General features: G+C 69.0%; 21 protein-coding genes and 2 tRNA genes. 16 read left to right on the top strand and 7 right to left on the bottom strand.

Going from position 1 to position 24,951, the window contains the following annotated elements:
* The first annotated feature begins 205 nt into the window (after positions 1-205).
* The 3 genes from IEY88_RS21030 to IEY88_RS21020 all read left to right on the top strand — a co-directional run bounded on the left by IEY88_RS21030 (position 206) and on the right by IEY88_RS21020 (position 7,480).
* Positions 206-3,322: a carboxypeptidase-like regulatory domain-containing protein gene (locus IEY88_RS21030; protein WP_189156477.1), complete on the top strand. Its 3,117-nt coding sequence runs from the start codon at positions 206-208 to the stop codon at positions 3,320-3,322.
* 200 nt (positions 3,323-3,522) lie between these two features.
* Entirely contained in the window at positions 3,523-6,606 is a 3,084-nt protein-coding gene (locus IEY88_RS21025) for a hypothetical protein (protein WP_189156476.1), read from the top strand.
* Positions 6,607-6,727: 121 nt separating this feature from the next.
* Positions 6,728-7,480 carry a sulfite exporter TauE/SafE family protein gene (locus tag IEY88_RS21020; protein ID WP_189156475.1) on the top strand — a complete coding sequence of 251 codons (753 nt, stop codon included), beginning with the start codon at positions 6,728-6,730 and terminating at the stop codon, positions 7,478-7,480.
* Positions 7,481-7,486: 6 nt separating this feature from the next.
* Here the strand turns inward: IEY88_RS21020 and hisC are convergent, their stop codons facing one another.
* Complete coding sequence (hisC, locus tag IEY88_RS21015; RefSeq protein WP_189156474.1) at positions 7,487-8,554, bottom strand: histidinol-phosphate transaminase; 1,068 nt, start codon at positions 8,552-8,554, stop codon at positions 7,487-7,489.
* Between the two features lie 76 nt (positions 8,555-8,630).
* On the opposite strand from hisC, the gene IEY88_RS21010 reads away from it, so the two are divergent.
* The 7 genes from IEY88_RS21010 (at position 8,631) to IEY88_RS20980 (ending at position 14,361) form a co-directional block, all read left to right on the top strand.
* Complete coding sequence (locus IEY88_RS21010; RefSeq protein WP_189156473.1) at positions 8,631-9,272, top strand: dienelactone hydrolase family protein; 642 nt, start codon at positions 8,631-8,633, stop codon at positions 9,270-9,272.
* 135 nt (positions 9,273-9,407) lie between these two features.
* A complete protein-coding gene (locus tag IEY88_RS21005) occupies positions 9,408-9,962 on the top strand; it encodes a hypothetical protein (RefSeq protein ID WP_189156472.1) in 555 nt (184 codons plus the stop codon).
* Complete coding sequence (locus IEY88_RS21000) at positions 9,959-11,230, top strand: PPE domain-containing protein (protein ID WP_189156471.1); 1,272 nt, start codon at positions 9,959-9,961, stop codon at positions 11,228-11,230. The genes IEY88_RS21005 and IEY88_RS21000 overlap by 4 nt, the downstream gene beginning before the upstream one ends.
* Positions 11,227-11,982 (top strand): ESX secretion-associated protein EspG, encoded by a 756-nt coding sequence (locus tag IEY88_RS20995; RefSeq protein ID WP_189156470.1) that lies wholly within the window; start codon positions 11,227-11,229, stop codon positions 11,980-11,982. The genes IEY88_RS21000 and IEY88_RS20995 overlap by 4 nt, the downstream gene beginning before the upstream one ends.
* A gap of 75 nt (positions 11,983-12,057) precedes the next feature.
* A complete protein-coding gene (locus IEY88_RS20990; protein WP_189156469.1) occupies positions 12,058-14,001 on the top strand; it encodes an acetoacetate--CoA ligase in 1,944 nt (647 codons plus the stop codon).
* 155 nt (positions 14,002-14,156) lie between these two features.
* Positions 14,157-14,246 (top strand) — tRNA-Ser (locus tag IEY88_RS20985).
* A 42-nt stretch (positions 14,247-14,288) separates the two neighbouring features.
* Positions 14,289-14,361, top strand: a tRNA-Arg gene (locus tag IEY88_RS20980).
* Between the two features lie 80 nt (positions 14,362-14,441).
* On the opposite strand, the gene IEY88_RS20975 is transcribed toward IEY88_RS20980, so the two are convergent.
* Positions 14,442-14,999, bottom strand: a complete 558-nt coding sequence (locus IEY88_RS20975; RefSeq protein ID WP_189156468.1) for an RDD family protein — start codon at positions 14,997-14,999, stop codon at positions 14,442-14,444.
* Between the two features lie 78 nt (positions 15,000-15,077).
* Here IEY88_RS20975 and IEY88_RS20970 point away from each other — a divergent pair, with 78 nt between their 5' ends.
* A complete protein-coding gene (locus IEY88_RS20970; RefSeq protein WP_189156467.1) occupies positions 15,078-15,452 on the top strand; it encodes a hypothetical protein in 375 nt (124 codons plus the stop codon).
* On the opposite strand, the gene IEY88_RS20965 is transcribed toward IEY88_RS20970, so the two are convergent.
* Positions 15,436-16,257, bottom strand: a complete 822-nt coding sequence (locus IEY88_RS20965) for a serine hydrolase domain-containing protein (RefSeq protein ID WP_189156466.1) — start codon at positions 16,255-16,257, stop codon at positions 15,436-15,438. The two genes, IEY88_RS20970 and IEY88_RS20965, sit on opposite strands and share 17 nt — an antisense overlap.
* Before the next feature lie 23 nt (positions 16,258-16,280).
* On the opposite strand from IEY88_RS20965, the gene IEY88_RS20960 reads away from it, so the two are divergent.
* Entirely contained in the window at positions 16,281-17,192 is a 912-nt protein-coding gene (locus tag IEY88_RS20960) for a ribonuclease Z (protein ID WP_189156465.1), read from the top strand.
* Here the strand turns inward: IEY88_RS20960 and IEY88_RS20955 are convergent.
* A complete protein-coding gene (locus IEY88_RS20955) occupies positions 17,137-17,994 on the bottom strand; it encodes an NAD-dependent epimerase/dehydratase family protein (protein WP_189156464.1) in 858 nt (285 codons plus the stop codon). The two genes, IEY88_RS20960 and IEY88_RS20955, sit on opposite strands and share 56 nt — an antisense overlap.
* Positions 17,995-18,060: 66 nt before the next feature.
* Here IEY88_RS20955 and IEY88_RS20950 point away from each other — a divergent pair, with 66 nt between their 5' ends.
* The gene (locus IEY88_RS20950; RefSeq protein ID WP_189156463.1) at positions 18,061-18,270 is read left to right on the top strand and encodes a hypothetical protein; all 210 of its coding nucleotides are present in this window, start codon (positions 18,061-18,063) and stop codon (positions 18,268-18,270) included.
* A gap of 192 nt (positions 18,271-18,462) precedes the next feature.
* Here IEY88_RS20950 and IEY88_RS44350 read toward each other — a convergent pair whose 3' ends face one another.
* Positions 18,463-18,603 carry a hypothetical protein gene (locus IEY88_RS44350; RefSeq protein WP_229693588.1) on the bottom strand — a complete coding sequence of 47 codons (141 nt, stop codon included), beginning with the start codon at positions 18,601-18,603 and terminating at the stop codon, positions 18,463-18,465.
* Between the two features lie 6 nt (positions 18,604-18,609).
* On the opposite strand from IEY88_RS44350, the gene IEY88_RS20945 reads away from it, so the two are divergent.
* A complete protein-coding gene (locus IEY88_RS20945; protein WP_229693587.1) occupies positions 18,610-19,875 on the top strand; it encodes an ATP-grasp domain-containing protein in 1,266 nt (421 codons plus the stop codon).
* Positions 19,876-19,881: 6 nt separating this feature from the next.
* On the opposite strand, the gene IEY88_RS20940 is transcribed toward IEY88_RS20945, so the two are convergent.
* Positions 19,882-20,640, bottom strand: a complete 759-nt coding sequence (locus IEY88_RS20940) for a hypothetical protein (RefSeq protein ID WP_189156461.1) — start codon at positions 20,638-20,640, stop codon at positions 19,882-19,884.
* Positions 20,641-20,702: 62 nt separating this feature from the next.
* Here IEY88_RS20940 and IEY88_RS20935 point away from each other — a divergent pair, with 62 nt between their 5' ends.
* Positions 20,703-21,908, top strand: a complete 1,206-nt coding sequence (locus IEY88_RS20935; protein ID WP_229693586.1) for a DNA cytosine methyltransferase — start codon at positions 20,703-20,705, stop codon at positions 21,906-21,908.
* 314 nt (positions 21,909-22,222) lie between these two features.
* Positions 22,223-23,467, top strand: coding sequence for a thioester domain-containing protein (locus IEY88_RS20930; RefSeq protein WP_189156460.1), 1,245 nt, complete (start codon positions 22,223-22,225; stop codon positions 23,465-23,467).
* 88 nt (positions 23,468-23,555) lie between these two features.
* Here the strand turns inward: IEY88_RS20930 and IEY88_RS20925 are convergent, their stop codons facing one another.
* On the bottom strand, positions 23,556-24,869 hold the full coding sequence (locus tag IEY88_RS20925) for a BNR-4 repeat-containing protein (RefSeq protein WP_229693585.1): 1,314 nt from the start codon (positions 24,867-24,869) through the stop codon (positions 23,556-23,558).
* Positions 24,870-24,951: the final 82 nt, after the last annotated feature.

Raw genomic sequence — 24,951 nt, 5'->3', positions numbered from 1 at the left:
CATCGAGGGAAGTCTCACATCCCTCCACAGTGGAACGCGGAAGACGGGAAACCGCCTTCCGTCAAGGGGAACGCTGCGGTAGCTTGCCGGTGTTCTGCGGCCGCCTGCGGGGGTTCAACGGCAGCGAACGCACACCATGAGTGTTCTTGGGGGATTCCTAGTGTCCGAGAGATCGGTCAGTCGTGCCCTGCTCAGAATCGGGGCCTTGACCACCGCTGCCGTGCTCGCGTTCGGCACCGCCACGACCGGCGCGCTCGCGCAGGAGCCGGAGACCCCGGTCTCCAGCGTCGAGCCCACGCCGCCGGCGGCACCGAGCGAGCCGAGCACGCCGCCGCCGTCCACGTCGGAGCAGCCCGCGCCACCGTCCTCGACGCCGCCGAGCGAGCCGTCCACGCCGGTACCGCCGAGCACGCCGAGCGAGCAGCCCGCGCCGCCGTCCGCACCGTCCACTCCGGACACCAAGCCGGAGGAGAAGCTCACGGCGGAGGTCCCGTCGATCCAGAGCGAGGACCTTCCCGACCTGTCCGTGCGGGTGACCCCGGACAAGGCGGAGTTCGAGCCCGGTGAGGACATCGGCCTCCACATCACCGTCACCAACAAGGGCCGGACCACCGCGCCGAACGTGCGGTTCGGTCACGGCATGCAGCTCGCCTGGCTGTCCAAGGGCGCCGACGACCTGGGCTCGCGCCCGACGCTCGGACCGGGGCAGAGCAAGCGCTTCCGCGTGGTGCTGCGGCCGACGAGCCCGTCCTCCTCGGCGGTGTCGTTCCAGTTCCGCGCGACGGTCGACGGCATCGGCGACCCGACGCCGGGCGACAACGGCACGAACCTGTCCATCAAGGTGCGTCAGCTCCAGGGCAAGGTGACCGGCGTCGTCTACGCCGACAAGAACGCCAACGGCGCGTTCGACGACGGCGAGGGATTGCCCAGCACCTGGATCGACACGCGCGGTGGCGTCCCGAACGGCTCACGTACGGGCCTCACCGACGCCAACGGCGCCTTCACCATGTGGAGCGTGCCCGCGGGCACGCACAAGGTCTGGAGCATCGGCTGGGACGGCAAGTTCGTGCCGCAGCACGGCTTCGCGGACTTCGTCGTGAAGCACGGCGAGGAGACCCGGATCGTGGTGCCGGTCGTCGCGCCGGTCGGGACCTCGCTGAGCGCCTCCGTGGCGTTCGACAAGGAGTCCTACACGCCGTCGGAACCGGTGGGCATCGACATCACCCTGAGCAACAGCAGCCAGCAGCCGATCAACGGTGTGGTCGCGGTCTGCTCGAGCTACAGCGCCGAGAACCTCACCAGTGAGAACTGGGGCGCCCTGGCCCCGAACGGCGCGGGCGTCACGGTGCCCGCCGGTGGCACGACGAAGATCCGCGTCACCGACAGCGTGCCCAAGGGCCTGCGGTTCACCTCGTTCTACGCGTCGTGCCGCTTCGGCAACGCCGGTGCCAACGACACCGGCTACGCCTCCGCGCCCACGGCCTACGGGCGGGTGCACGGCGTCTTCGGCCGCATCTCCGGCAAGGTCGTGGACGCCTCGACCGGCCAGCCGGTCCGCAACACCTCCGTCGGTGTGCTCGACGCGCTCACGCGCCGTCCGGTGAAGGACGTCAGGACCTGGGAGGACGGCACGCTGTCCGTCTGGGACGTGCCGGTCGGCAGGGTCGTGCTCGTGGTGGCCGGAAAGTGGGCACCCGGGGGCGGCGAGGAGTTCACCGCCGACATCGCGCCCGACACCTCGGTCACCGCCGACCTCCGGGTCGTACCGAGCGACGTCGAGGTGCCCGAGTTCGCCAAGCACCAGCCGGACTTCACGGTCACGACGAAGTTCGACAAGGACTCCTACGACATCGCCGAGCCGATCCGCATGCACGTCACGGTGAAGAACGTCGGTACGGGCTACAAGTCCGACGTGAGCCTGACGACGGAGTGGGTCAGCGGCTCCTCGGAGCTCGAGTTCGACAAGTCGCAGTTCGGCGAGTTCGCCGACGGCAAGCAGGTCGGCCTGTGGCCCGGCGAGAGCCGTGAGTTCACCGTCGTCGGCCGCGCGCCGTCCTACCTGCGGGACAACAACAAGGTCACGCTCAACCTCAAGACGATGTCGTGGGAGGACAGGAACTCCGCGAACGACATCGCTTGGGGCAACGCCACGATCACGTTCCTCGACGGCGACGCCGTGGTCGTGCTTTACGGCGACCGCAACGGAAACGGCACGCGCGACGCCGGCGAGGAGCTCACCGACACGACCGTGACGGTGTCCGGCGGCAGCAACCCGAACATCTGGAAGGACGGCAAGACCGACGCGTCGGGCCGTGCGCGCTTCCCCGGCCTGCCGGTCGGCGTCTTCCAGGTGTGGGCCTACTACAAGGACGGCTGGGTGCGGCACGAGCGCGCCGAGCTCACCGTCAGCGCGAACAGCGAGTCGGTGTTCGAGGTCGGTGCGGTCCGGCCGATCTCCGACAAGCTCCCCGCGTCGATCAGGTTCGCCAAGCGCGTCTACGCGCCGGGCGAGCGCTACGAGGCCACCATCACGATCACCAACAACACCGGCGCGGACCTGCCCGCGGTCAAGGCGTTCTGCAGCGGTGCCGGTGAGGCCGGCGAGATCTACAACTGGGAGGACGCCGGCTGGGGTCCGCTGGCCGGCAACGGCGCCGGTGTGGCCGTGCCGAACGGGCAGACGCGGACGTTCCAGGTCTCCGGCCCGCAGCCGGAGGAGTCGGCGCGCATCGGATACGCGACGGTCGGCTGCAACATCGCGCCCGACACGTCCGACCCCGGTGCGGCCAACGCGCGGGACGAGTTCCGGGTGCCCGGCCAGCGAGCCGACGCCGTCGGTCTGCTGGTGAAGGACGGGCCCTCCGTCGAGGACCTGCCCGTTCCCGGCACGACCCTGGTGCTCGTCGACAACGTGTCGAAGAAGGTCGTCGCCAGGACGATCACCGCTGAGGACGGCAGGTTCAAGTTCTCCAACCTGCCGGTCGGCCGCTACGACGTGGTCGTGCCGGGTCCGTTCCAGGTCGAGTACCGCCGGATGAACCCGTACTTCCACGTGCGGATCGGTGGCGAGACGCGGGAGCAGGTGCTGTGGCTGGTGGACGGGCCCGAGGTCGAGGACCCCGGCTACCCGTTGCCGAAGGACCAGGCGCCGAGCATCATCACCCCGCCCGCTCCGGCGGCGGGTGCCGGCGGCTCGACGGGCGGCTCGGCCGACGCGCTCGCCAAGACCGGTGCCTCGGTGCTCGGGCTCGGCCTGCTCGGCGCGCTGCTCGTGCTGTTCGGCTTCGGCGCCAGCGTGATCGGCCGCCGTCGCACCGCCTAGCTGGGAATGGTCACAGGGCCGGTGCCGGAGTTCCGGCACCGGCCCTGTTCCCTTTCTCGTCTTTCATCCGGTAGCTTGCCGAGGTCTGCCAGGCACGTGCGGGGGCGTCGACGCTCAGGCAGACCACTTCCTACGGGGTCTTTGGGGGATTCCTAGTGTCCGAGAGATCGGTCAGTCGTGCCCTGCTCAGAATCGGGGCCTTGACCACCGCTGCAGTCCTCGCGTTCGGCACCGCCACCACGGGTGCCTACGCGCAGGAGCCGGAAGCGCCTACGTCGGCCGTGGAGCCGACGCAGACGAACGAGCCGAGCGCGCCACCGTCCAGCGAGCCGGCCACACCGCCGAGCACGCCGGCCGACCCGAGCACGCCCCCGGCCGACCCGAGCACGCCCCCGAGCGAGCCGGCCACGCCACCGTCCACTCCGGAGGACAAGCCCGCGGACAAGCCGGACACCAAGCCGGAGGACGAGAAGAAGGACGTGCCGCCGGCCATCGCCCGTGTGGACGAGCAGCGTCCCGACCTCGCCGTGACCGTGACCCCCGACCACGCCGAGTTCCCGGCGGGCGAAGACCTCGGGCTCACGCTGACGGTGAGGAACAAGGGCCAGGCGCCCGCGGTGAACGTCCGGCTGGGCTACGAGAGCACGCAGGCCTGGCTGGTCTCCGGTGCCGGAGACCTGAGCAGCCGCCCGTCGCTCGCGCCCGGTGCGGAGAAGTCCTTCCGCGTCGTGCTGCGGCCGTCGAACCCGACCACCGAGTCGGTGCCCTTCCAGTTCCGCGCGACCGTCGACGGCATCGCCGACCCGACGCCCGGTGACAACGGCAGGGACCTGTACCTGCGGATCCGTCAGAGCACGGGATCCGCGACCGGCGTCATCTACGTCGACGCGAACAACAACGGCGCGTTCGACCAGGGCGAGGGCCTCCCGAACTCGTACTTCGTCGCGAGGGGCGGCACGCCGATCGGCGACGTCTGGGGCCACGGCGACTCCAACGGCGTGTTCAGGGTGTGGAGCGCCGTCGCCGGCAAGTACACGATCTCGCAGGTCGGGAACGACCAGCGCGCCGTGAAGCCCGGCCACAACGAGTTCGTGATCGAGGTCGGCAAGCAGGCGTACTTCGAGGTGCCCGTGGTGGCACCGGTGCGTGAGTCGTTGACGGCGACCATGGCGTTCACCAAGTCGACCTACCACGCCACCGAGAAGCCCGGCCTGAACATCACGCTGAAGAACTCCGGCGACCTGCCGCTCGAACGCGTCGTCGCGGTCTGCAACGGCAACATCTCCGGGTACCTCAACAGCGACACCTTCTCGGCGTTGCGCCCGGACGGTCCCGGTGTCACGGTGCCGGCCAGCGGCGAGCTGACGGTGTCCGTCACCACGGACATGCCGAAGCTGACCAACCCGTGGATCTACGCCAACTGCTTCTTCGGCAACCAGGGACGCAACACCGCCGGTGCCGCGTACGGGGGCAACGTCCGCGCGGACGTCACCGGTGTGAACGGCGCGTTCGAGGGCAAGGTCGTCAACGCCGAGAACGGCGAGCTCCTGCGCGGCGCGGTCGTGAACGTGCTCGACCCGGTCACGCGCCGCGCGATCAAGGACACCATCCTGGTCGACGGCAACGGCGACCTGAGGATCTACAGCCTCACCCCGGGCAAGGTCGTGCTGCAGGTCGCGGGCAAGTGGAAGCCGCAGGACGGCAACGAGTTCGTCGTCGACATCGTCGCCGACCAGACGGTCACGCGTGACCTCACCGTCGTGCCGAGCGACGTCGACGTGCCCGACGTCGGCCACCGCCCGACCATCACCGTCACGGCGAGCTTCGACAAGCCGTCGTACGACATCGCCGAGCCGATGCGCGCCACGATCACCGTGAGGAACATCGGCAGGGGCCATGACGCCAAGGTCGGTCTGCGCGTCGGCCCGCTGACGCCGGACGTCCGCAACGTGCTCGAGTTCGACCGGTCGCAGTTCGGCGACCTGGGCGACGAGAACAAGGGCGTGCACCTGTGGCCCGGCGAGAGCCGGGAGATCACCGTCGTGGGCACCTCGGGGTGGCTGAACGGCGACAACAGGGTGAACCTGCCGGTTCAGGTGTTCACGCCGATCAACTACGGCCCTGGTCCCTCCGAGGCCACGGCGACCACCACCGTCACGTACCTCAACGGTGACGCGGCGATCGTGCTCTACGCCGACGCGAACAAGAACGACCAGAAGGACGCGGGCGAGCAGCCGTTCCCGAACGTCGAGGTGTTCGCCAGCGGCGGCACCCGGCCGGGTTGGTGGGGCAGCGGGAAGACGGACGAGTCCGGTCGTGTGTCGTTCAAGAACGTCCCGGTCGGCGTGTACCACTTCTCCGCCTCGTACCCGGACGGCTGGGTCCGGCCCGGCTCCAGCGACGACAGGCTGACCGTCACCGCCGGCACGGAGTCGGTGCTGGAGGTCGGTGCGCAGCGTCCACTGTCCGACAAGTTCTTCGCGACGGTGAACTTCCTGAAGGACGAGTACGCGCCCGGTGAGAACTGGGAAGCCGACATCACGCTGGAGAACAAGACCGGCGCGGACCTGCCCGTCGTGAACGCGCTCTGCAGCGGCTCCGGCGAGTCCGCTGAGATCTACAACAACGGTCCCGGCTGGGGTGCCCTCGCGTGGGACGGCGGTGGTGTGTCCGTCCCGAACGGCGAGAAGCGCACGTTCCGGGTCACCGGCCCGCTGCCGCAGGAGTCGGCGTCGATCGGCTACGCCACCCTCAACTGCCGCTTCGCTCCCGACTCGTCCGACCCGGGCAGCGCCGGTGCGTTCGACGAGGTGAAGGTGCCCGGCCAGCGTGCCGACGCCTTCGGCCAGCTCGTGACCGAGGGCGAGGTCCCGAAGCCGTCGACGACCGTGGTCGTGGTCGAGGCCGGTACGAAGAAGGTCGTCGCGCGCACCATCACGGACGCCGCGGGCAAGTTCGGCGTCTCGCAGCTGCCGGTCGGCAAGTACGACGTGATCGTGCCCGGCCCGTGGAAGGTGGAGATCCGCCGGATGAACCCGTGGTTCCTCGTCCGGACCGGTGGCGAGTCCTGGGTGCAGCAGTTCCACCTCGTGCCCGGACCCGAGGTCGAGGACCCCGGCTACCCGCTGCCCGAGGACCGGGCGCCGGGCGGTGCTGGTGGCGGTGCCGCTGAGGTGCTCGCGAAGACCGGCGCGTCCGTGCTGGGCCTCGGCGTGCTCGGTGCGCTGCTCGTGGCCTTCGGCTTCGGCGCCAACCTGATCGGACGTCGCCGCAAGGTCGCATAACGGTACGAACGCCAGACGGGCCCGGCACTCACCCCGAGTGCCGGGCCCGTTGTCATGAGCGCCACATCTCGCTGGTCCGAACGGAGTGTTAGCGTCGCGAACCATCGGGTACGGGGGTGACATGTCGGTCTGGGAAATGATCGCGGTGGTGACCGCGGGTGTGTTCGCAGGCGGCATCAACACCGTCGTGGGCAGCGGCACCCTCGTGACGTTCCCGGTGCTCCTCGCCGTCGGCTACCCGCCCGTGGTGGCGAACGTGTCCAACAGCCTCGGCCTCGTGCCCGGCTCGCTGTCTGGTGCGTGGGGTTACCGCGAGGAGCTCAAAGGCCAGGCCGACCGGGTCAAGCGGTTGCTGCCCGCGTCCATCCTCGGTGGCATCATCGGCGCGATCCTGCTGGTCACGCTGCCGGACAAGGCGTTCACCGCGATCGTGCCGGTGCTGATCGTGATCGCACTGGTCCTCGTGGTCATCCAGCCGTGGCTCAACCGCAAGCTCTCGCACCGGCGCAACGAGGACAGCGACGGCGGTCTGCTGCTGTGGTTCGGCGTCTTCGCCGCGGGCATCTATGGCGGCTATTTCGGCGCGGCGCAGGGTGTGCTGGTCATGGGCATCATGGGCGTGCTCGTCAGCGAGCACCTGCAGCGGATGAACGCGCTGAAGAACGTCCTCACCGCGTTCGTGAACCTCGTTGCCGGTGTCCTGTTCATCTTCATCGCCGACGTGGCGTGGCTGGTCGTGCTGCTGCTGGCCGTGGGGTCCGTGGTGGGCGGCCAGATCGGCGCGAAGATCGGCCGCAAACTCCCACCCGCCGTGTTGCGCGGCGTCATCGTGGTGGTGGGAGTCGCGGCGATCGTTCAGCTGCTCACCAGGTAGTGGTTCCTAGACCGTGAAAGCCCTGGCGGCGGCCAGAAACGCGTCGTTCTCGTCCGGCTCGCCGATCGTCACGCGGGCGCCCTCGCCCACGAACGCGCGCACGACGACCTTGTGCGCCAGGCAGTGCTCGTTGAACTCGGCCGTGCGCTCGCCCAGCGGCAGCCACACGAAGTTCGCCTGCGTCTCCGGCACGTCGTAGCCCAGCGCGAGCAGTTCGCCGCGCACGCGGGTGCGTTCCGCGACGATCCCGCGGCAGCGGACCATCAGCTCGTCCTCGGCGTCCAGCGAGGCCATCGCGGCCACCTGCGCGAGCGCGTTGACCGAGAACGGCACGTAGACCTTGCGCAGCACGTCGGCGACGACCGGCGGGGCGACCGCGTAGCCGATCCGCAGGCCCGCGAGGCCGTACGCCTTCGAGAACGTCCGCAGCACGGCGACGTTGTTGTGGCCCGCGGCCCACTGCTGCTTCGCGAGCTCGACGCCGTCCGGGATGTGGGCGTCGTCCACGAACTCCTTGTAGGCCTCGTCGAGCACCACGAGCACGTCGCGCGGCACGCGAGCGATGAACGCCTCGATCTCCTCGGTGCGCAGCGCGGTGCCGGTCGGGTTGTTCGGGTTGCAGACGAACACCATCCGCGTGTTCGGCGTGATCGCCGCGAGCATCGCGTCCAGGTCGTGGGTGTGCTCCGAGTTCAACGGCACGCGGATCTGCTTCGCGCCCGCCACGTGCGTGACGATCGGGTAGGCCTCGAAGGACCTCCACGCGAACAGCACCTCGTCGTTCTCGGCGCAGGTGGCCTGGACGAGCTGCTGGCACAGGGTCACCGAGCCGCAGCCGATCGCCAGGTGGTCGGCCGGGACGCCGAGCTTGTCGGCCAGCCGTCCCGTGAGTTCGGCAGAGCCCGAGTCGGGGTACCTGTTGATGCCGGTGGCCGCGTCGGCGATCGCTTTGACGACGCTGGGCAGCGGTCCGGCGGACACCTCGTTGCTCGCGAGCTTGATGGCGCCGGGGATGGTCCTGCCGGGCACGTAGGACGGCAGGGACGCCAGGTCAGCACGGGTTCGCACGGTCATGTCACCGATCCTCGCATTGCTCCGTCCGATTGGTCACGTTGACTGGAGTTCACCCCCGCGTGGAAGGGTGGGAATCATGACCTCAACCCGCACCGAGACGCTTTCCCTCACCGACGGCCGTGAGCTGCGGGTGACGATCGCCGAACCCGACTCCGCCGTGCGGGGCGGGCTCGTGGTGCTGCACGAAGCCCGGGGCATCACCACGGGCGTCCGCACGCTCGTGGGCAGCCTCGCCGACGAGGGCTGGCTCGCGATCGCGCCGCACCTCTACGACGAGGACCGGGTGCACGGTGCCGACATCAAGGACCAGGTCAGCAAGCTCAACGGCGACCGGCTGCTCGCGGACACCGACGTCGCGTTCGTCTGGCTCGGCCAGCAGGGCGTGAGCGCCGACCAGATGGGCGTCGTCGGCTTCGACATCGGCGGCACCGTCGCCATGGTGGTCGCCGCCAGCCGGTCGATCGGCGCGGCCGTCACCGTGCAGGCGCCCGGCATCCTCGAGCCGCTCTCGGAGGGCCTCCCCGCGCTGGTGGACGTCGCCGCCGACCTGAGCTGCCCGTGGCTCGGCATCTTCGGTGACGACGACTCGGAAGAAGTGAGCAAGCTTCGTGATGCTGTGATCAGCTCCGAAACGGCGTCCGATCTGGTTCGTTTCACCGTTTCGAGTGACGAAGCATGGGTTCGTGCGTTGAACTGGTTCGACGCTCACATGAGGTAAGGGTCTTTACGGCGGATTGGAACCGAACCGTCCTCCAGGTACATCTAAGGAGTGCTTCGGACGGCTGACTGGGTGTAGCTGCGCGTAACACTCAGTGCTGCGGTGACGAGTTAGCAGTGCAGGGGGTTATGAGGGATGGCTGAAGGCACTGGGACAGGTACCCCGACGACGGGTGCGGCGACGACGGGCACCGTCCCGCCGGCGGAACCACCAGCGGTGACACCGGCGGTGACGACATCGGCCACCGTGCCGATCACCGCTGAGCAGCTGGCGGCGGCGAAACCCGCCCTCCAGCAGCAGATGCTGGTGGACAAGGCGGAGGCGAGCCACGCCGCGGCGAAGCTCGACGAGGCGGCGGACCGGGGGAAGCTGACGCTCGACGTCGAGTCCGCCGATGCGTTGATCAAGGCGGTCGAGACCGCGCGCGACCAGGTGATGGACCTGTGGAAGCGCGCGACCGACCAGCTGGCCACTCCGCTGCAGCTGGGGGAGAACCCGGTCGCCAAGGCGATCAGCGCGCGGTTCTCCGACCTGGCCGTCGGCGAGGACTCGGGCGCCGCGAAGGCGTTGCTCGACCTGTTCAAGGTCCTCGACGACATCAGCAACGCGCTGCGCCGCAACCGCGACACCCTCCGAGACGCCGACGAAGAAGCCGAACAGTCGATGAAGAACGCCGGGGGGTCCTGGTGAGTCAGGGATCGCACGACAACAAGGGCAACGGCGACAAGGACAACAAGTCGTCGAACCACCACAACGACGACAAGTACGACCGCAACGACCTGCACGAGCCGGTCGACTGGATGACGTACAGCCACGAGCAGCTCTACAACATGGTGCACACGGGCGTGAACCTCGCCGGTGCCCAGGCCGCCGCCACGAACTGGCAGAAGATCGGCGAGGACATCGCCGGCGTGCGCACGAGCCTGCTCAAGGCCGTCGAGGACTCCTCGGTCGGCTGGGACAGCGAGTCGGCCAGGCTCGCCCGCGGTGGCATCACCGAGGTCACCAACTGGGTGGACGACACCGCGAACTACGCGACGAAGGTCTCGGCCGCGATCACGACCGAGACCAGCAACGTCGAGGCCGCACGTGACGCGATGCCGCCGCCTCCCAAGGCTCCCGCACCGCCGGTGCCCACCGACACGGCGTTACCGCCCAGGCCGGTGCTGCAGGACCGGCTGGCACAGGTCGACCAGGTCGACGGGTTCGCCTCCGCGGGCCTGCGCGACCGCCTGATCGCGCAGAACGGCGGTGAGTTCGCGGGCTTCGAGACCATCGGCACCAGCCCCGTCGACACCCTCGCGGCCAACGACGCCTCGCACCGCCGCGCGGCGGACGTGATGGCGGCGTTCCAGCGCAACTCGGCCGCGGTCGACCAGACCGTGCCCTCGCAGTTCACGCCCCCGGTCAACCCGCTCAACCCGACGCCGACCGGTCCCGACCTCACCACCCGCACGCCGGGCACGTCCCCGGACGGCACCCCCAGCGGCGGCGCGGCCGCTCCCGTCACGACCGGCACGCAGAACCAGAACCGCGGCACCACGAACACCTCCTCCCGTTACGGCGGCGGTGCGGGCGGTGGCCGTGGTGGTGGCGCGGGCGGTGGCTTCGGCGGCGGCATGGCCCGTCCGTTCGGCTCCGGCTCCGGCAACCAGGGCGCTGCCGGTGGCGGCGGAGCCGGTGGTCCGATGTCCGGCGGTGGCTCGGCCGGTGTCAGCGAGGGCTCCCGCGGTGGTGGCGCCGGTGGCGCCGCGGCTGCTGCCTCCGCCGCACCCGGCAACACGACCAAGGCGTTCCAGAACCCGCTCGCGATGGGCGGGGCGCCGATGGCCGGTGCCCCCGCGGCCGCCGGCGGCCAGAACGACTCCAAGGAACACAAGACGGCGAGCTACCTGGAAGAGGACGACAACGTCTTCGGCCTGGACCGCAAGGCGGCCCCGCCGGTGATCGGTCAGTGAACCAAAGCCAGTTCACGGTGAGCTCGCAGGAGTTCTTCCTGTTGTGGCAGGCCGTGCACGGCGAGGACCGCGTCGTGCCGCTCGGCACGCCCCACGTCGGGGCCACCCGGGCGGCGCGGCAGCGTCTCGTCGAGGAGAGCTCGCGCACGTTGCACGCTCGCCGGTTGGGCACGATCCAGCGGCCGGATCCCGACCTGCGGGCGCTGGTCAGCGGTCTCGGCGAGTTCGACCGCGCGCTGGAGATCGCGTACTTCAAGGGCACCGAACTGGCCCGCGGCATCGCGTGCGCGGGCTGGGGCGGTGCCTTCGCCGCCCGTGTGAACGACGAGGTGCACCTCTACTCGTTCCACCCGACGTCGCTGGCCTCGGCCACGGTGTCATCGTTGCCAGGCCTCGCGCCCGGCACCGGCCGTGCTGTGAACGTGCGCTGGGACGACTACGTCCGTGCAGGTCAGGCAGGCGAGCAGGAGGGCAAGCAGGCGTTCCTCGACGTGCTGCGCGACGCGGGCATCCGCGAGCCGGAGGCGCACAACCTGATGCGGATCGTCACCTCCCGCATCGGTGGCGGCGAGCTCGGTCTCACGGCCCGCAACCGCGACGGCGTGCCCCGCCCGACCGGACGTTCGGTGTCGTGGCTCGACACCCGTGAGGGCCGCTACCTCCTGCGCAGGCAGGACGGCTGGCTGGTGCTCGCCCCGGCCGACGCCTCCCGCCTGACCAGCGCCGTCGACGAGTTGATCGCGGCGGGATAGTTCCACACCGGCGGACTGCCGCAAGTCCGCCAATCACACATGGACGTGGGGTTGTGCCTCGGTTAGACATGGGGCATGACCGACACCGACGTCGAACTGCTGTGGCGCCCGGACCCCACAAGGGACAACGGGATGACCGCCTTCCGCTCGTGGCTGGCAGGCCGCGGGCACGACCTCCCCGACTACGAGTCGCTGTGGGAGTGGTCGGTCTCAGACCTCGAGGGGTTCTGGGGCGCCATTGCTTCGTACTTCGACGTTCGGTTCCACACGCCTTACGAGCGCGTCCTGGGCTCCACGGAGATGCCCGGCGCCGAGTGGTTCCCCGGCGCCACTCTGAACTACGCCGAGCACGCACTCCGCCGCGGTGACGACGACGACCTCGCCGTGATCTTCCATCGCGAAGACGGCGTCACGTCCTCCCTGACGTTCGGTGCGCTGCGCACGCGCGTGGCCGCTTTCCGGGCCGCATTGGCATCTCTGGGCGTCTCCCAGGGCGACCGGGTGGTGGCACTCGTCCCGAACGCCCCCGAGGCCCTCATCGCGTTCCTGGCGGCCGCCTCGCTGGGCGCCACGTGGTCGTCCTGCTCCCCGGACTTCGGCGCCCGAGCCGTGGCCGACCGCTTCACCCAGATCGAGCCGGCGGTGTTCGTCGCGGTCTCCGGCTACGTCTACAACGGACGGTCGTTCGACTGCCGCCCGGTGGTCGAGGAGATCCGCGCGCAACTGCCCGGCCTGCGCGCCACGGTCCTGATCGACTACCTGGACAACGGCGCCTCGCTGCCGGACACCCACTCGTTCGCCGAACTGGTGAGCTCCTTCGAGGGCGCCGCGCCGGAGTTCACCCCGGTGCCGTTCGACCACCCGCTGTGGGTGCTCTACTCGTCCGGCACCACGGGCCTGCCCAAGGGCATCGTCCAGGGCCACGGCGGCATCGTCCTGGAACACCTCAAGATGCTCGGCCTGCACAGCGACCTCGGCCCGGGGGACCGCTTCTTCTGGTTCACCACCACCGGCTGGATGATGTGGAACTACCTGGTGGGCGCCCTCATGGTCGGCACCACCATCGTCCTGTACGACGGCAGCCCGGCGTACCCGTCGCTGAACACGTTGTGGCACTTGGCCGAACAGCACCGCGTGACCTACTTCGGCACCTCCGCCCCGTACGTCCAGTCGTGCCTGAAGGAGGGCCTCGACCCGTCCTCCAGCTACGACCTGACGGGCCTGCGCGTGGTCGGCTCGACCGGCGCACCCCTGAGCCCGGAAGGCTTCCGCTGGATCGCCTCCGCCGTCGGCAAGGACGTCCAGATCGCCTCGGTCTCCGGCGGCACCGACCTCTGCACCGCCTTCGTGGCGGCCTCCCCCGACCGCCCGGTCTGGCTCGGCGAGCTCTCCTGCCGAGCCCTGGGCGCCGCGGTCTTCGCCTACGACGAGGCGGGGGGTGTTTTGGAGGACGCGGTCGGCGAACTGGTCATCACCAAGCCGATGCCGTCCATGCCGGTCTTCTTCTGGGGCGACGAGGACGGCTCGAAGCTCCGCGACGCGTACTTCGACACATATCCCGGAATCTGGCGCCACGGCGACTGGATCCGCATCACCCCACGAGGCTCGGCGGTGATCTACGGCCGCTCCGACTCGACCCTGAACCGAGGCGGCGTCCGCATGGGCACCTCGGAGTTCTACCGCGTCGTCGAGTCCGTCGAGGGCGTGGTCGACTCCCTGGTGATCGACACCTCGGGCGCGGTGGAGGGCGAACTCCTCTGCTTCGTGGTCCTCAACGGCGTCACTCTGGCAGACGTGGAACCGTTGCTGCGCCGCGAACTGCGGGCCTCGCTGTCCCCTCGCCACGTCCCGAACCGCTTCGTCGCCGTGACCGAGGTCCCGCGCACGTTGAACGGCAAGAAGTGCGAGGTCCCGGTCAAGAAGATCCTCGCCGGCATGGACCCGGACCGAGCCGTCAGCCGCGGCGCACTGCGCAATCCCGAGTCCCTGCAACCGTTCCTGGAACTCGCCTCGGAATGATCTAGGTCACTCCGCTCGCGCCGACCAGGCGTTTACCGCCCCTCTCGAGCCCTCGGAACGTGCCCTGACCAGCGCGTTCCAGGCTTCGAGGGGGGCGTTTTGCAACTCGGTTGAGGACGTGTGTAACCTATGTCCCGTGGCCGAGGATGGTCCCGGGAGGCTTCGCCTAGTCTGGTCTATGGCGCCGCACTGCTAATGCGGTTTGGGGTAACCCCCCATCCCGGGTTCAAATCCCGGAGCCTCCGCAAGGCCGAGCCTCTAGGGGATCGGTTACAATTGAATAGCTCGCGCTCGTAGCTCAACGGATAGAGCATCTGACTACGGATCAGAAGGTTGCAGGTTCGAATCCTGCCGAGCGCACTGCACAAGCCCCAGCTGGACTTCGGTCCGCTGGGGCTTTGTCGTGTGCGGTCATTTCGCCGAATTCCTCGCGCGGATCCTCAGTGCTCGACCGCGCCGAGACGCAGGAACCCGGCTTCGTGCAGCCGGCGGGTGGCGGCGTCGTCGATGCTGATCCTGCTGAGTGAGCCGACGGCCGCCCCGGCGGCGATGAAGGCGGCGATCAGCAAGGGGAACAGCAGGGTGCGCACGAGCATGGCCCAGCAGGCCGCGAAGCCGATCCGGCCGCCGTCGTGGACGCGGACGAGCCGGGTTCCGGTGAGCATCGCGCCCAGCGCGCGGCCGTTGCCGAAGAACAGTCCGTACAGGACCGGAGCCCCCGCCAGCATGCCGAGCATGGTCAGGGTGGTCACGTTGTCGGAGGTGCCGCTGTCGCGGAACGCGAGCACGAACACGACGAAGCCGGTGAACGCGATGAGGAAGTAGACGACGAAGTCCACGACCCACGCCAGCAGCCGCGCCAGGACGCCGGCCGTGACGTACAGGGTTCCGTCGTCGAACGTGTCTAGCCGGCTCGCGAACCTCGGGCCGAAAACGTGCCCGACGTGCTCCTTGGCGGCCTCCAACCGGGTCGGCCGGCTGAAGTCGGTGCCAGTCATGATCCGAAGGTAGCCGACCCGTGCCGTCGGCGATGTGGGTCGTTCAACCCGTTGACGGCACCGGAAATCCTGTGCTCGGTGGTGTCGGAAGGTGACGCACGCGGCGGCAACGGGCAGAGTGGCGGCGTGGAGCAGCGGGAGATCATGCAGCGGGCGCTCGGCGTCCTGACGCTCACCTACGACGGCGCCGGGTCCAACGACTACCTGCGGATGGCGCTCAAGTCGTTGCAGGAGGGCGTGTTCAGCTACGAGGTCAAGGTCGACGGCGAGCTCAACGAGGCTGGTCAGCAGGCCCTCAAGCAGGCCATGGACCAGGTGTTGTCGCAGTTCGGCTGGTTCACGGCCGGGCTGCTCTACGCCTTCCACGGGGTGGCGCAGGCCTACGAGAACGACTACGAGGACGCCGACGTGCAGGAAGTGCTGCGGCAGCTCGCGATCAGGCTCGCCGACTGACCAGTTCGGCGCGGACGCCGTCGGTGAACGGCGTCCACGCCTCGACCGCCCACGGGCCGAAGCGCAGGTCCGTCAGGGCCACGCACGCGGACGAGATCTCCGGGTCGACCCACAGGAACGTGCCGGACTGGCCGAAGTGGCCGAAGGTCCTGGGTGAGGACGTGAGGCCGGTCCAGTGCGGCGACTTGCCGTCGCGGATTTCGAAACCGAGGCCCCAGTCGTTCGGCTTCTGCATTCCGTAGCCGGGCAGCACGCCGTTCAGGCCCTCGAAGACGACCGTCGTCGCCTCGTTCACCAGCGCGGCCGAGACCAGTCGGGGCGACAGCAGCTCAGCAGCGAAAAGAGCCAGGTCAGCGGCACACGACTCGGCTCCGGCGCCGGCCGACCCGGTCAAAGAAGAAGAATTCATCCCCAGAGGCGCGAAAACGGCCTCGTGCAGATAAGTCGCGAACGGCATCTCGCAGGCCTCGTCCACAAAAGACGCCAGCACGTCGAAACCGGCGTTCGAATAGATGCGCCGGGTGCCGGGGGCGGCCTGCACCTCGGGCTTGTCGAACGCGTAACCGGCGGTGTGCGCGATCAGGTGCCGCACGGTCGAGCCGGAAGGGCCCGCGGGCTGGTCCCACTCGACCGCGCCCTCCTCGACGGCCACCAGCACGGCGTACGAGGTCAGCAGCTTCGTGACGGACGCGAGCGGGAACACGCGCTGTTGATCGCCCAGCGAACCCACTACGGCACCGTCGGCGACGACGGCCACCGCCACGTTCTCGACAGGCCAGGACGCCGCTACTTCCACGCTCCGCATAGGACGCACGTTAACGTCATGGGGTGACAGTCCGGGAACTGATCGTCCTGGGAACGGCCAGCCAGGTCCCGACCCGCCAGCGCAACCACAACGGCTATCTGCTCAGGTGGGACGGCGAGGGCTTCCTCTTCGACCCCGGTGACGGCAGCCAGCGGCAGCTCCTGCGGTCGGGCGCCGCTGCGAGCGACATCACCCGGATCTGCATCACCCACTTCCACGGCGACCACTGCCTGGGCGTTCCCGGCATCATCCAGCGCCTCAGCCTGGACCGCGTCCCGCACACCGTCCACGCGCACTACCCGCGCTCGGGCGCCCACTTCTTCGAACGCCTCCGGTACGCCAGCGCCTTCTACGACGCCGCGGACGTCAAGGAGGTGCCGGTCACCGGTGACGGCGAGGTCGCCAACGGGAAGTTCGGCCGGCTCGAGGCCTTCGAGCTCGACCACGGCATCGACAGCGTCGGCTACCGCCTGACCGAGCCCGACGGCCACCGGATGCTCCCGGAGAAGCTCAGGGAGCACGGCATCCAGGGGCCGCAGGTCCGCACGCTCCAGGCCGAGGGCGAGCTCAACGGCGTCAAGCTGGAGGACGTCAGCGAGCCCCGCAAGGGGCAGCGGTTCGCGTTCGTCATGGACACGAGGCTCTGCGACAACGTCTTCGAGCTCGCCGACAACGCCGACATGCTCGTGATCGAGTCGACCTACCTCGCCCGCGACACGAAGCTCGCCGGCGACCACGGCCACCTCACCGCCCAGCAGGCCGCCCGCGTCGCGAAGGACTGCCGGGTCCGCAAGCTGGTGCTGACCCACTTCTCCCAGCGCTACGACGACCCGGCCGAGTTCCTGGCCGAGGCCGCCGCCGAGTTCGACGGCGAGATCGTCATCGCGAAGGACCTGGACCGGGTGCCGGTGCCGAAGCGAGCCACTGGTCCCTGACGATCTCCTCCAGCGCCGACGAACGGGGCTCCCAGCCCAGCGCTCGCAGCCGGGAGGCGTCGGCCCGCAGTGAAGGGATCTCCCCGGCGTGGGCGGGCTTCCAGGACACGTCGACAGCCCGGCCGGTCACCTCGCGGACGGCGTCCAGCACGTCATGGACGGAAGCCGCGGTCGCGCCGACGTTGTAGACCGACGACGTGCCCACCTCGCAGGCCTCCAGGGCCACGACGAAGGCGGCGGCGACGTCGCGCACGTGCACGAAGTCGCGCACGGCCGAACCGTCGCCGTAGACCTCCATTCCCGGCACCGTCCCGGCGGCGCACGCCACGGCCCGCGTGATCACCCGACTGGTGTCCGTGTCACCACCTCCAGCGACGTTGAACAAACGGAGAGTGGTCGCGCCGATCCGTCCGGAGCGCGCCGTCCACGCCACGAGGTCCTCCGCGGCGGCCTTGGAGGCGGCGTAGGGGGAGGAGGGTTCCCGTGCCGACTCCTCGGTCAGCGCAGCGTCCGAAGGCCGGTACACGGTCCCAGTCGAGGCGAACAGGAATCGTTGCCCCTTAAGGGCATTGAGCAGATTCAGCGTCCCGCCGACGTTCGTCCCGTAGTACGGAAGTGGATCAAGGAACGACTCCCGGACGCGGGCCGCGGCGGCCAAGTGGATGACGGCGTCCACATCGGGCGACTCGAACGGCTCCGAGAGGCGTTGACGGGACAAAACAGGTTCATGACCATGAACCCGCAGCTCACGCACCACGGCACGTCCCACGTACCCAGTGGCGCCGGTCACCAGAACTCGCACTGAACAACCCTAAAGGTCGACGCTGACCCCGCCGATAACACTCGAGTGAGTTACCCCCATCGCGCTGTGCACACGAGCATCGCCGAACTTCTGCACGATCACGCCGTGCACGAGTTCAAGCGGCAGGAGTTCCTGCGCAACGTGGCTGAGATCGTGGGAGCCGCGCCCGCAGCCCAGCCCGCCGAGCTGACGGCACCGCTGCCGTCGATCAACCCGAAGCGCAGCTTCCTCAACCGCGTCGACCAGGTCCTCCGGGACGCGGCTCGCTCGCTCTGAGCAGCGAGATCATCGTCTGATCCACTCGCGGCCGGGCCTGCGCCGACAGGCCCGCCGCAAGATTCATCCGGCCGTTGCCGGACCGTGCTTCGACACACATACCGGGTGGCTCTACGCTACGCGTCACCCGGCGATCGCCGGTCACGTCCTCCGCTTCTCTTAAGCGAGTTTTCGGCGATGAATCATGTCCTCTCAGCGCTCAACGAGCGCCTCGGCAAGTTGTTCGGTGACCGGCTCGTCGTTCTGGCCGGTGGTACCCGTCTGGCGAAGCGCGCGCATGAGCTCCATGCGCTCGGCGCTCGCCATACGCTCGTGCTCGATACCGACGATCACGCGCCGTTGCATGATTCCCAGATCGCCCGCTGGGTGTCGCTGGGCATCAAGGGCAGCCTCGTCGCCGTCGAGCAGCGCCGTCTCGGCAAGCTGCTGACCAAGCCGGGCGCCGAGGTCAAGGCGATCCTGGGCGAGTTCGACGCGGACCGCGAAGCCGTCGTGATCAGCACGCCGTACAACGAGATCCCCTCGTTCGAGGGCCGTCCGGTGCTCAACGCGCGTGAGCACGACTGGGTCGCGCTGGAGAACAAGACCACCATCGACGCGCTCTGGGACGAGCTCAGCGCCCGCCGCGCGCCCGCGATGGTGTTCGACCTCGACTTCGAACGCCTCTGGGGCGCGTCGGAGATCCTGGACCGCGGCGCGGGCGTCGTCTGGTCCGGTGACGGCCCGGCGATCAACGGCGGTGCCAACTTCGTGCGCCGCGTGCGGTCGTATGAGGAGGCCAAGGAAGCGTTCGACGTGCTGGCGCCCAAGTGCGACCAGGTCCGCGTCATGCCGTTCCTGGAGGGCATCCCGGTCAGCGTGCACGGCATCGTCTTCCCGGACGGCACCGCGGTGCTCCGTCCGATCGAGATGGTCGTGCCGCGCCGCCAGGGCCAGGCCAAGTTCCTCTACGCGGGCTGCGCGTCGTTCTACGACCCGCCCGTGTGGATCCGCGACGAGATGCGCAACCTGGCCCGCCGCGTCGGCGAGCACCTGCGTGAGACCGTCGGCTACCGCGGCACGTTCACGCTCGACGGCATCGCGACCGAGGACGGCTTCCTGCCGACCGAGATCAACACCCGCTACGGCGGCGCGATGGTGTGCTTCGAGGACGCCGTCCCGACGCTGCCGCTCGCGCTGGTCCAGGTCGCGCTCGTGGCCGGCTGGGACCTGGACGTCTCCTCGATGGAGTTCGAGGAGCTCGTCCTGCAGGCGGCGGACAACCACCGCGCCGGTGCCGTGGGCGCCAACGTGCGGGCCGTGCAGCCGACCGAGGCCGACGAGCGCCGCGTGATCTTCACGGGCTGGGCCTGCCGCCTCGCGCACGCCGACGAGGCCGCGCACGCCACGCTGAGGCTGAGCCCGTCGCCGATCGGTGGCCGGCTGGACCTCGACCTGCACCGCGAGAACATGCCCGTGGGCGCTCCGGTGGCCGCGCTGACCGTCGCCGCGTTCGCGCTGGCGGACCAGGAGTGGGGGACGGGCCTCGGCGCCCTCGAACCCGCCATCGCGGTCGAGGACGAGGTCCAGGTCGAGCAGGCCATCGAAGAGGCCGTGACCGCCTAGGAACGCTTACCAGGCGCCCTCATCGCCGTACGCGGAGATGAGGGCGAACCGGTAGCCCATCAGCGCGGCGGCGACCTCGCGCGGCTGGTGCACCGGCCGCACCAGCCCCTCGCCCAGCACCTTCGGCAGGTCCACGCCCAGTAATTCGGGTGAGTCCTTCAGCAGCGCCACCGCGATCTCGGCGGCGTCCGCGAGCATCTCCTCGCCCGGCAGCTCGACCATGTCGTTCATCAGCCCGCCGACGAACGACGGCAGCTTCTCGGGCACCGCGCAGGCCAGCGCGACCAGGCACGCGACCCGTTCGGACGCCAGCGCCTCGAAGATCTTCGGCGCACCCTGGGAGACGGCGTGACGGGTCTGCGTCAGCCAGTCGGGCGCGGTCCTGGGCAGCTCCCGGCCGAGGGCGTTCCACCTGCGGTGCGTGCGCCGGCCCTCCTCGGTGAACCCCTTGCCCGCCAACGCCATGGCGGCCAGCAGGAAGATCACCCGGTCGCGCACGTCGCCCGCGACCTTGTACGACGCTCCCAGCTCCACCAGGAACGGCACCACGCAGAACGAGGCCTCGGACACCGTGTCGTCGGTGAGGACCCGCTCGGCGAGCTGTGAGAGCGCGTCCTGCCGCACGTCCTCGCCGGGGTCCATCAGGGAGCGCAGCAGGCGGGGCACGCGACCGGCGCCGCCCCGGCCGTCGTAGACCTCGGCCCAGGAAATCCTGTCGAGTCCGCGCAACGGGTCAGGCCGTTGCCAGGCGCGCGGCAGCTCCATAGGCGGGAAAGGTACGGGATGTCAGGGAAAGGTCCTCGGCGCCTCGCCCGTACGATCTCGCCGTGTCCTTCTCGGTGGCCGACATCTTCTCGGGTGCGGGCGGCATGAGCTACGGCTTCCACGCCCACCGCGACTTCCGGGTCGTGGGTGCCGCCGACGCGCAGATCGGCAAGCCGAGCTCGAAGCTGGGTTCGTTGCGGTGCAACGACACCTACCGGGTGAACATCGGCGTCGACCCGCTGGAGGTCGATCTCGGGAGGGTCTCCCCGGCGGCGTTGCGCGAGGTCTGGGGCCTGCAGCGCGGCGAACTGGACGTGCTGCTCGCGTGCCCGCCGTGCTCGGGCTTCAGCCGCATCACCTCCCAGAACCACCTGCGCGACGACCCCCGCAACTCTCTCGTGGGCCGTATCGCGGTGTACGCGGAGGAGCTGCGGCCGAAGGTCGTGCTGATGGAGAACGCCCGCGAGCTCGTCAAGGGCAAGCAGCGCCACCACTTCGACAGCCTCGCCGAGGAACTCACCCGAATCGGGTACTCCGTCTGGGGTGGCACGCACATGCTGTCCAGGTTCGGCCTGCCGCAGCTGCGCGAGCGGACGCTGATGGTGGCGGTCGACGGCGGGCTGCCGCTGCTCACGCTGGACGACCTGTGGGCGGGCCGGGTGATCCGCCCGTCCGCGATCACGGTCCGGCGCGCGATCGGCAAGCTCCCGGTCGTCGCGGCCGGCGTCGCGGACGAGGAAGACCCCATTCACGTCTCGCCGACCTTTTCCCAGGACCGCAGCCTCGAACGAATGCGTGCGATTCCGGCGAACGGCGGATCGTGGGCCGATCTGCTCCGCACACCGGAGACCGCGGAGTTGTTGAATCCTGCACAACGCAAGATCGTCGAAGACCAGAACTGGGGTTCGCACCCTGATGTCTACGGCCGGATGTGGTGGGACGAACCGGCCCGGACGATCAAGCGCGAATGCGGCCACGTCGGCAACGGGCGTTATGCCCACCCCGTCCAGCACCGCCTGTGCACGGTCCGCGAGATGGCTCTGCTGCAAGGGTTCCCGCGCCAGTTCCGCTTCGACGTCTCGATCCTCGGGAACGCCTACCGGCACGTGGGCGACGCCGTTCCGCCACTGATCGCCTACCAGCTGGCCGGGCTGACCCGGTGGATTCTCACCGGCGACCGCCCGCAGGCCAGGGAGATGTGCCTGCGCGGCACCTCACTGCGTCCCGGCGACATTCGCCCGGCGGAAGTTACCGAAATGGTGGCCTAGGTCGCTGAACCGACCGCGGTGATCATCCGTAGCGAAACGCGCCATTCATAACTGTTCGGCAACGGATTTAACGTCACCTGACGGAATGAATGCATCGCAACCCTATCCACTGTGGACACCCTGAGTATGTTTCCGCTGCTCACGCCTAGTGGGTGATGGGCTCCTTACCTCACTCACACGTGTGTCACCCCATCGGCTAACGTCCCGGTCGCTTCCTGTCGGTTCAGTGTCGATGACGACGTGCCGACCGTCCCGACGGATGACTGACTTTCCCGCCGCGTTCGGGCCTAACTTCAGTGAGCAAGAGGAGACCCATGGCTTCCCGGTTCAGGATCGGCACGGCGCTGCTCGGCGCCACCGCCGCCCTCGCGTTCTCGGCCCTTCCGGCCCACGCAGACGTCATCGCCACCCCGGACCAGGGCGACCAGCCGAAGGGCGAGTTCGTCGCGCTCAAGGAAGGACCGCGCCTTCCCAAGCACAAGGAGCGGTACATCGAGACGGCGATCATCCGTCTCCAGATCGAGGGCCAGAAGGACACCAAGGTCTACGCGTACTGCGTGGAGCTGCCGACTGAGCTCACGAACGGCGACGTCCTCCGCGAGGCGCCGTGGGGCCAGCACCCCAACAAGAACATGGACCAGTTCAACAAGAACGCGGGCAAGATCCTCTGGATCCTGACGAACTCGTACCCCAACCTTCCGATGAAGAAGGGCAAGGACGGCGCGGACATCGAGACCAAGTGGGGCAAGCAGTTCGACGAGAAGGAGACCATCGCCGCCACGCAGGCCGCGATCTGGCACTTCTCCGACGGTGCTGAGCTCGACATGGGCGACCAGCGCAACGGCAAGGACGTCAAGGACCTCTACACGAAGTTCCTCGAGCAGGCCAAGGACGAGCCGCAGCCGAAGCCGACGCTGGAGATCGACCCGGCCGAGAAGCAGGGCGAGCCCGGCAAGTCGATCGGCCCGTTCAAGGTCACCACGACCGCGTCCGAGGTCAAGCTCACCGCGAACCTCCCCGAGGGCGTGACCGTCACCGCCGCCGACAAGGACGGCAACCCGGTCGAGGCGCAGAAGAACGACAAGGACAAGGTCATCCTCAAGGGTGACAAGTTCGCTCAGTTCCTCGTGAACGTCCCGGCCGGTGCCAAGGACGGCGAGGCGAAGTTCACGCTCTCCGCCGAGGCGGAGCTGCAGCTCGGCCGCCTGTTCGTGGCGAAGGACAAGGGTTCGGTCGGCGCGGACGAGGTCGCCCAGTCGCTCGTCGTCGCGCAGCCGCAGAAGGCCAAGGTCGAGAAGAACGCCAAGGCGTTCTGGAAGGCCGGCGTCGTGCCGACCACCACGACCACGACCTCCGCCACCACGACCACCACCACGGCGCCGGAGACCACTCCGTCGACGACCTCCTCCACCCCGGCCAACCCGGCTCCGGGTGGCGGCGAGGACGACCTCGCGTCGACCGGTGCGTCGATCCTGTGGCCGCTGCTCGGCGGTCTGGTCCTCGTCGGCGCCGGTGTCGGTGCGCTGTTCGTGGTCCGTCGCAAGAAGGCCGGCGCCTGATCTGAGGATCTGAGGTAGCCAGCCCCCAAGACGAACGCCCCCTGGTTCCGCGCCGGAGCAGGGGGCGTTTGCCTTTCCTCGGAACGACTTACCGGCGGCTGATGCCCGCCACGTAGATGTCCCCGTCGGCGATCGCGACGTCCCGGTTGGACGACGCTCCCGAGAAGATCGCGCGGGCCGGGTCGCGGAAGTTCTCCACGATCTCGACGCGCTGCACCGGCTTGGCCGTCGGGATGACGGTCTCCGGCGACCAGAAACGACCCAGCCGCACCAGGTACGTGTTCACGTTCGGCTTGCCGTCCTCCGTGGCGTAGACGCGCCACGTGAACAGGTCGACCTTCTCGACCTCACGGGTGCGCAGGCCCCGTGCGACCTCCTTGGTCTCCCAGCTGCGACCGTTCCAGACGGACAGGTAGTTGCGCAGCGGGCCGCCGGCCTCGTCGCCCATGAACCACAACAGGAACGGCTGCCCGAGGGTCGTGCCGACCTGCTGGATGTAGTCGGGCGACTTCACGTTGTTCGGCAGGGTCAGCGGGGTCTCCGCGACTTTCAGGTGCTTCTCCTGGTCGGCGTCGTCGATCTGGGTGCCCAGGTCCTTGCCGGCCGCCGAGTAGAAGTGCCGGTTCTGCGGGTCGAACCACGTGTAGTAGATGTTGCGGTGGTAGCGGTCGTGCTTGTTGCCCTCGGGACCACCGCCGGCGAGCGTGTAGACGATCCGCACGCGGCCGTTGTCCTCCTGGCGGAGCTGACCGATGTAGATCTCGTTCATGTTGTCCGCGCGGGCGGTCGAACCGATCGCGAAGCGGTCACCGGTGAGGTCCGTGGAGGTCTTCCACGTCTTGCCGTTGTCCTTGGACACCACGTAGAGCATCGGACGCGTGTCCGTCGGCGTCGTGCCGTCGAGGTCACGCGTCGTCTCGCGGTAGAACACGTAGATCGTGCCGTCACGCGTGACGAACGGCATCGGGTACGTGGCCGCGTTCTTCGAGATCAGCGTCTCTTCCCAGACGCCGTCGGCCGAGTTCGGCTGGGGCGAGCGGGACATGCGCAACTCGACGTTGTGCATGCCGCGGAAGATGAGCAGGTGCCCGTCCCTGGCCTGGACCATGGTCGGGTAGTTGTGCGCGTCCGACGCACCGTCCGCGATCCGGTTGGGTGCGGACCAGGTGGACTTGCGGTGGTCGTACGACTGGACGTAGCTGTCCTCGTACTGGCCGGCCCACGAGATGAAGGTCCTGTTCGCCTTCTTGTCGTAGACCCCACCAGCGACCGGGCGCCGGTCACTGCGGGCCGCGACGCTCGTGGCCGTGGTCGTCACCGTGAACTTCGCTTTCCCCTGAACATCGGCCGTGGCGTTGGCCGAGGAGACCGCGACGAGCGGCAACAGCAGTACTGCGGACATAACTCCACGCAGGAGTCGTGTCATCGAGCATCCTCCTGGTTCTGACCGCGAAGGCGGCCGACCAGGCGGCGGTAGCGACATC

Source organism: Lentzea pudingi (assembly GCF_014646255.1).
Lineage (GTDB): Bacteria > Actinomycetota > Actinomycetes > Mycobacteriales > Pseudonocardiaceae > Lentzea > Lentzea pudingi.
This window is presented reverse-complemented; position numbering and strand designations above follow the sequence as displayed.

Excerpts from the sequence above, each read along its gene's own strand:
- IEY88_RS20990 (WP_189156469.1), top strand. The coding sequence starts at position 12,058 with ATGACCGACACCGACGTCGAACTGCTGTGGCGCCCGGACCCCACAAGG.
- hisC (WP_189156474.1), bottom strand. The coding sequence starts at position 8,554 with ATGACCGTGCGAACCCGTGCTGACCTGGCGTCCCTGCCGTCCTACGTG.
- IEY88_RS21020 (WP_189156475.1), top strand. The coding sequence starts at position 6,728 with ATGTCGGTCTGGGAAATGATCGCGGTGGTGACCGCGGGTGTGTTCGCA.
- IEY88_RS20930 (WP_189156460.1), top strand. The coding sequence starts at position 22,223 with ATGGCTTCCCGGTTCAGGATCGGCACGGCGCTGCTCGGCGCCACCGCC.
- IEY88_RS20940 (WP_189156461.1), bottom strand. The coding sequence starts at position 20,640 with ATGGAGCTGCCGCGCGCCTGGCAACGGCCTGACCCGTTGCGCGGACTC.
- IEY88_RS21010 (WP_189156473.1), top strand. The coding sequence starts at position 8,631 with ATGACCTCAACCCGCACCGAGACGCTTTCCCTCACCGACGGCCGTGAG.
- IEY88_RS20925 (WP_229693585.1), bottom strand. The coding sequence starts at position 24,869 with ATGTCCGCAGTACTGCTGTTGCCGCTCGTCGCGGTCTCCTCGGCCAAC.
- IEY88_RS20965 (WP_189156466.1), bottom strand. The coding sequence starts at position 16,257 with ATGCGGAGCGTGGAAGTAGCGGCGTCCTGGCCTGTCGAGAACGTGGCG.
- IEY88_RS21005 (WP_189156472.1), top strand. The coding sequence starts at position 9,408 with ATGGCTGAAGGCACTGGGACAGGTACCCCGACGACGGGTGCGGCGACG.
- IEY88_RS20975 (WP_189156468.1), bottom strand. The coding sequence starts at position 14,999 with ATGACTGGCACCGACTTCAGCCGGCCGACCCGGTTGGAGGCCGCCAAG.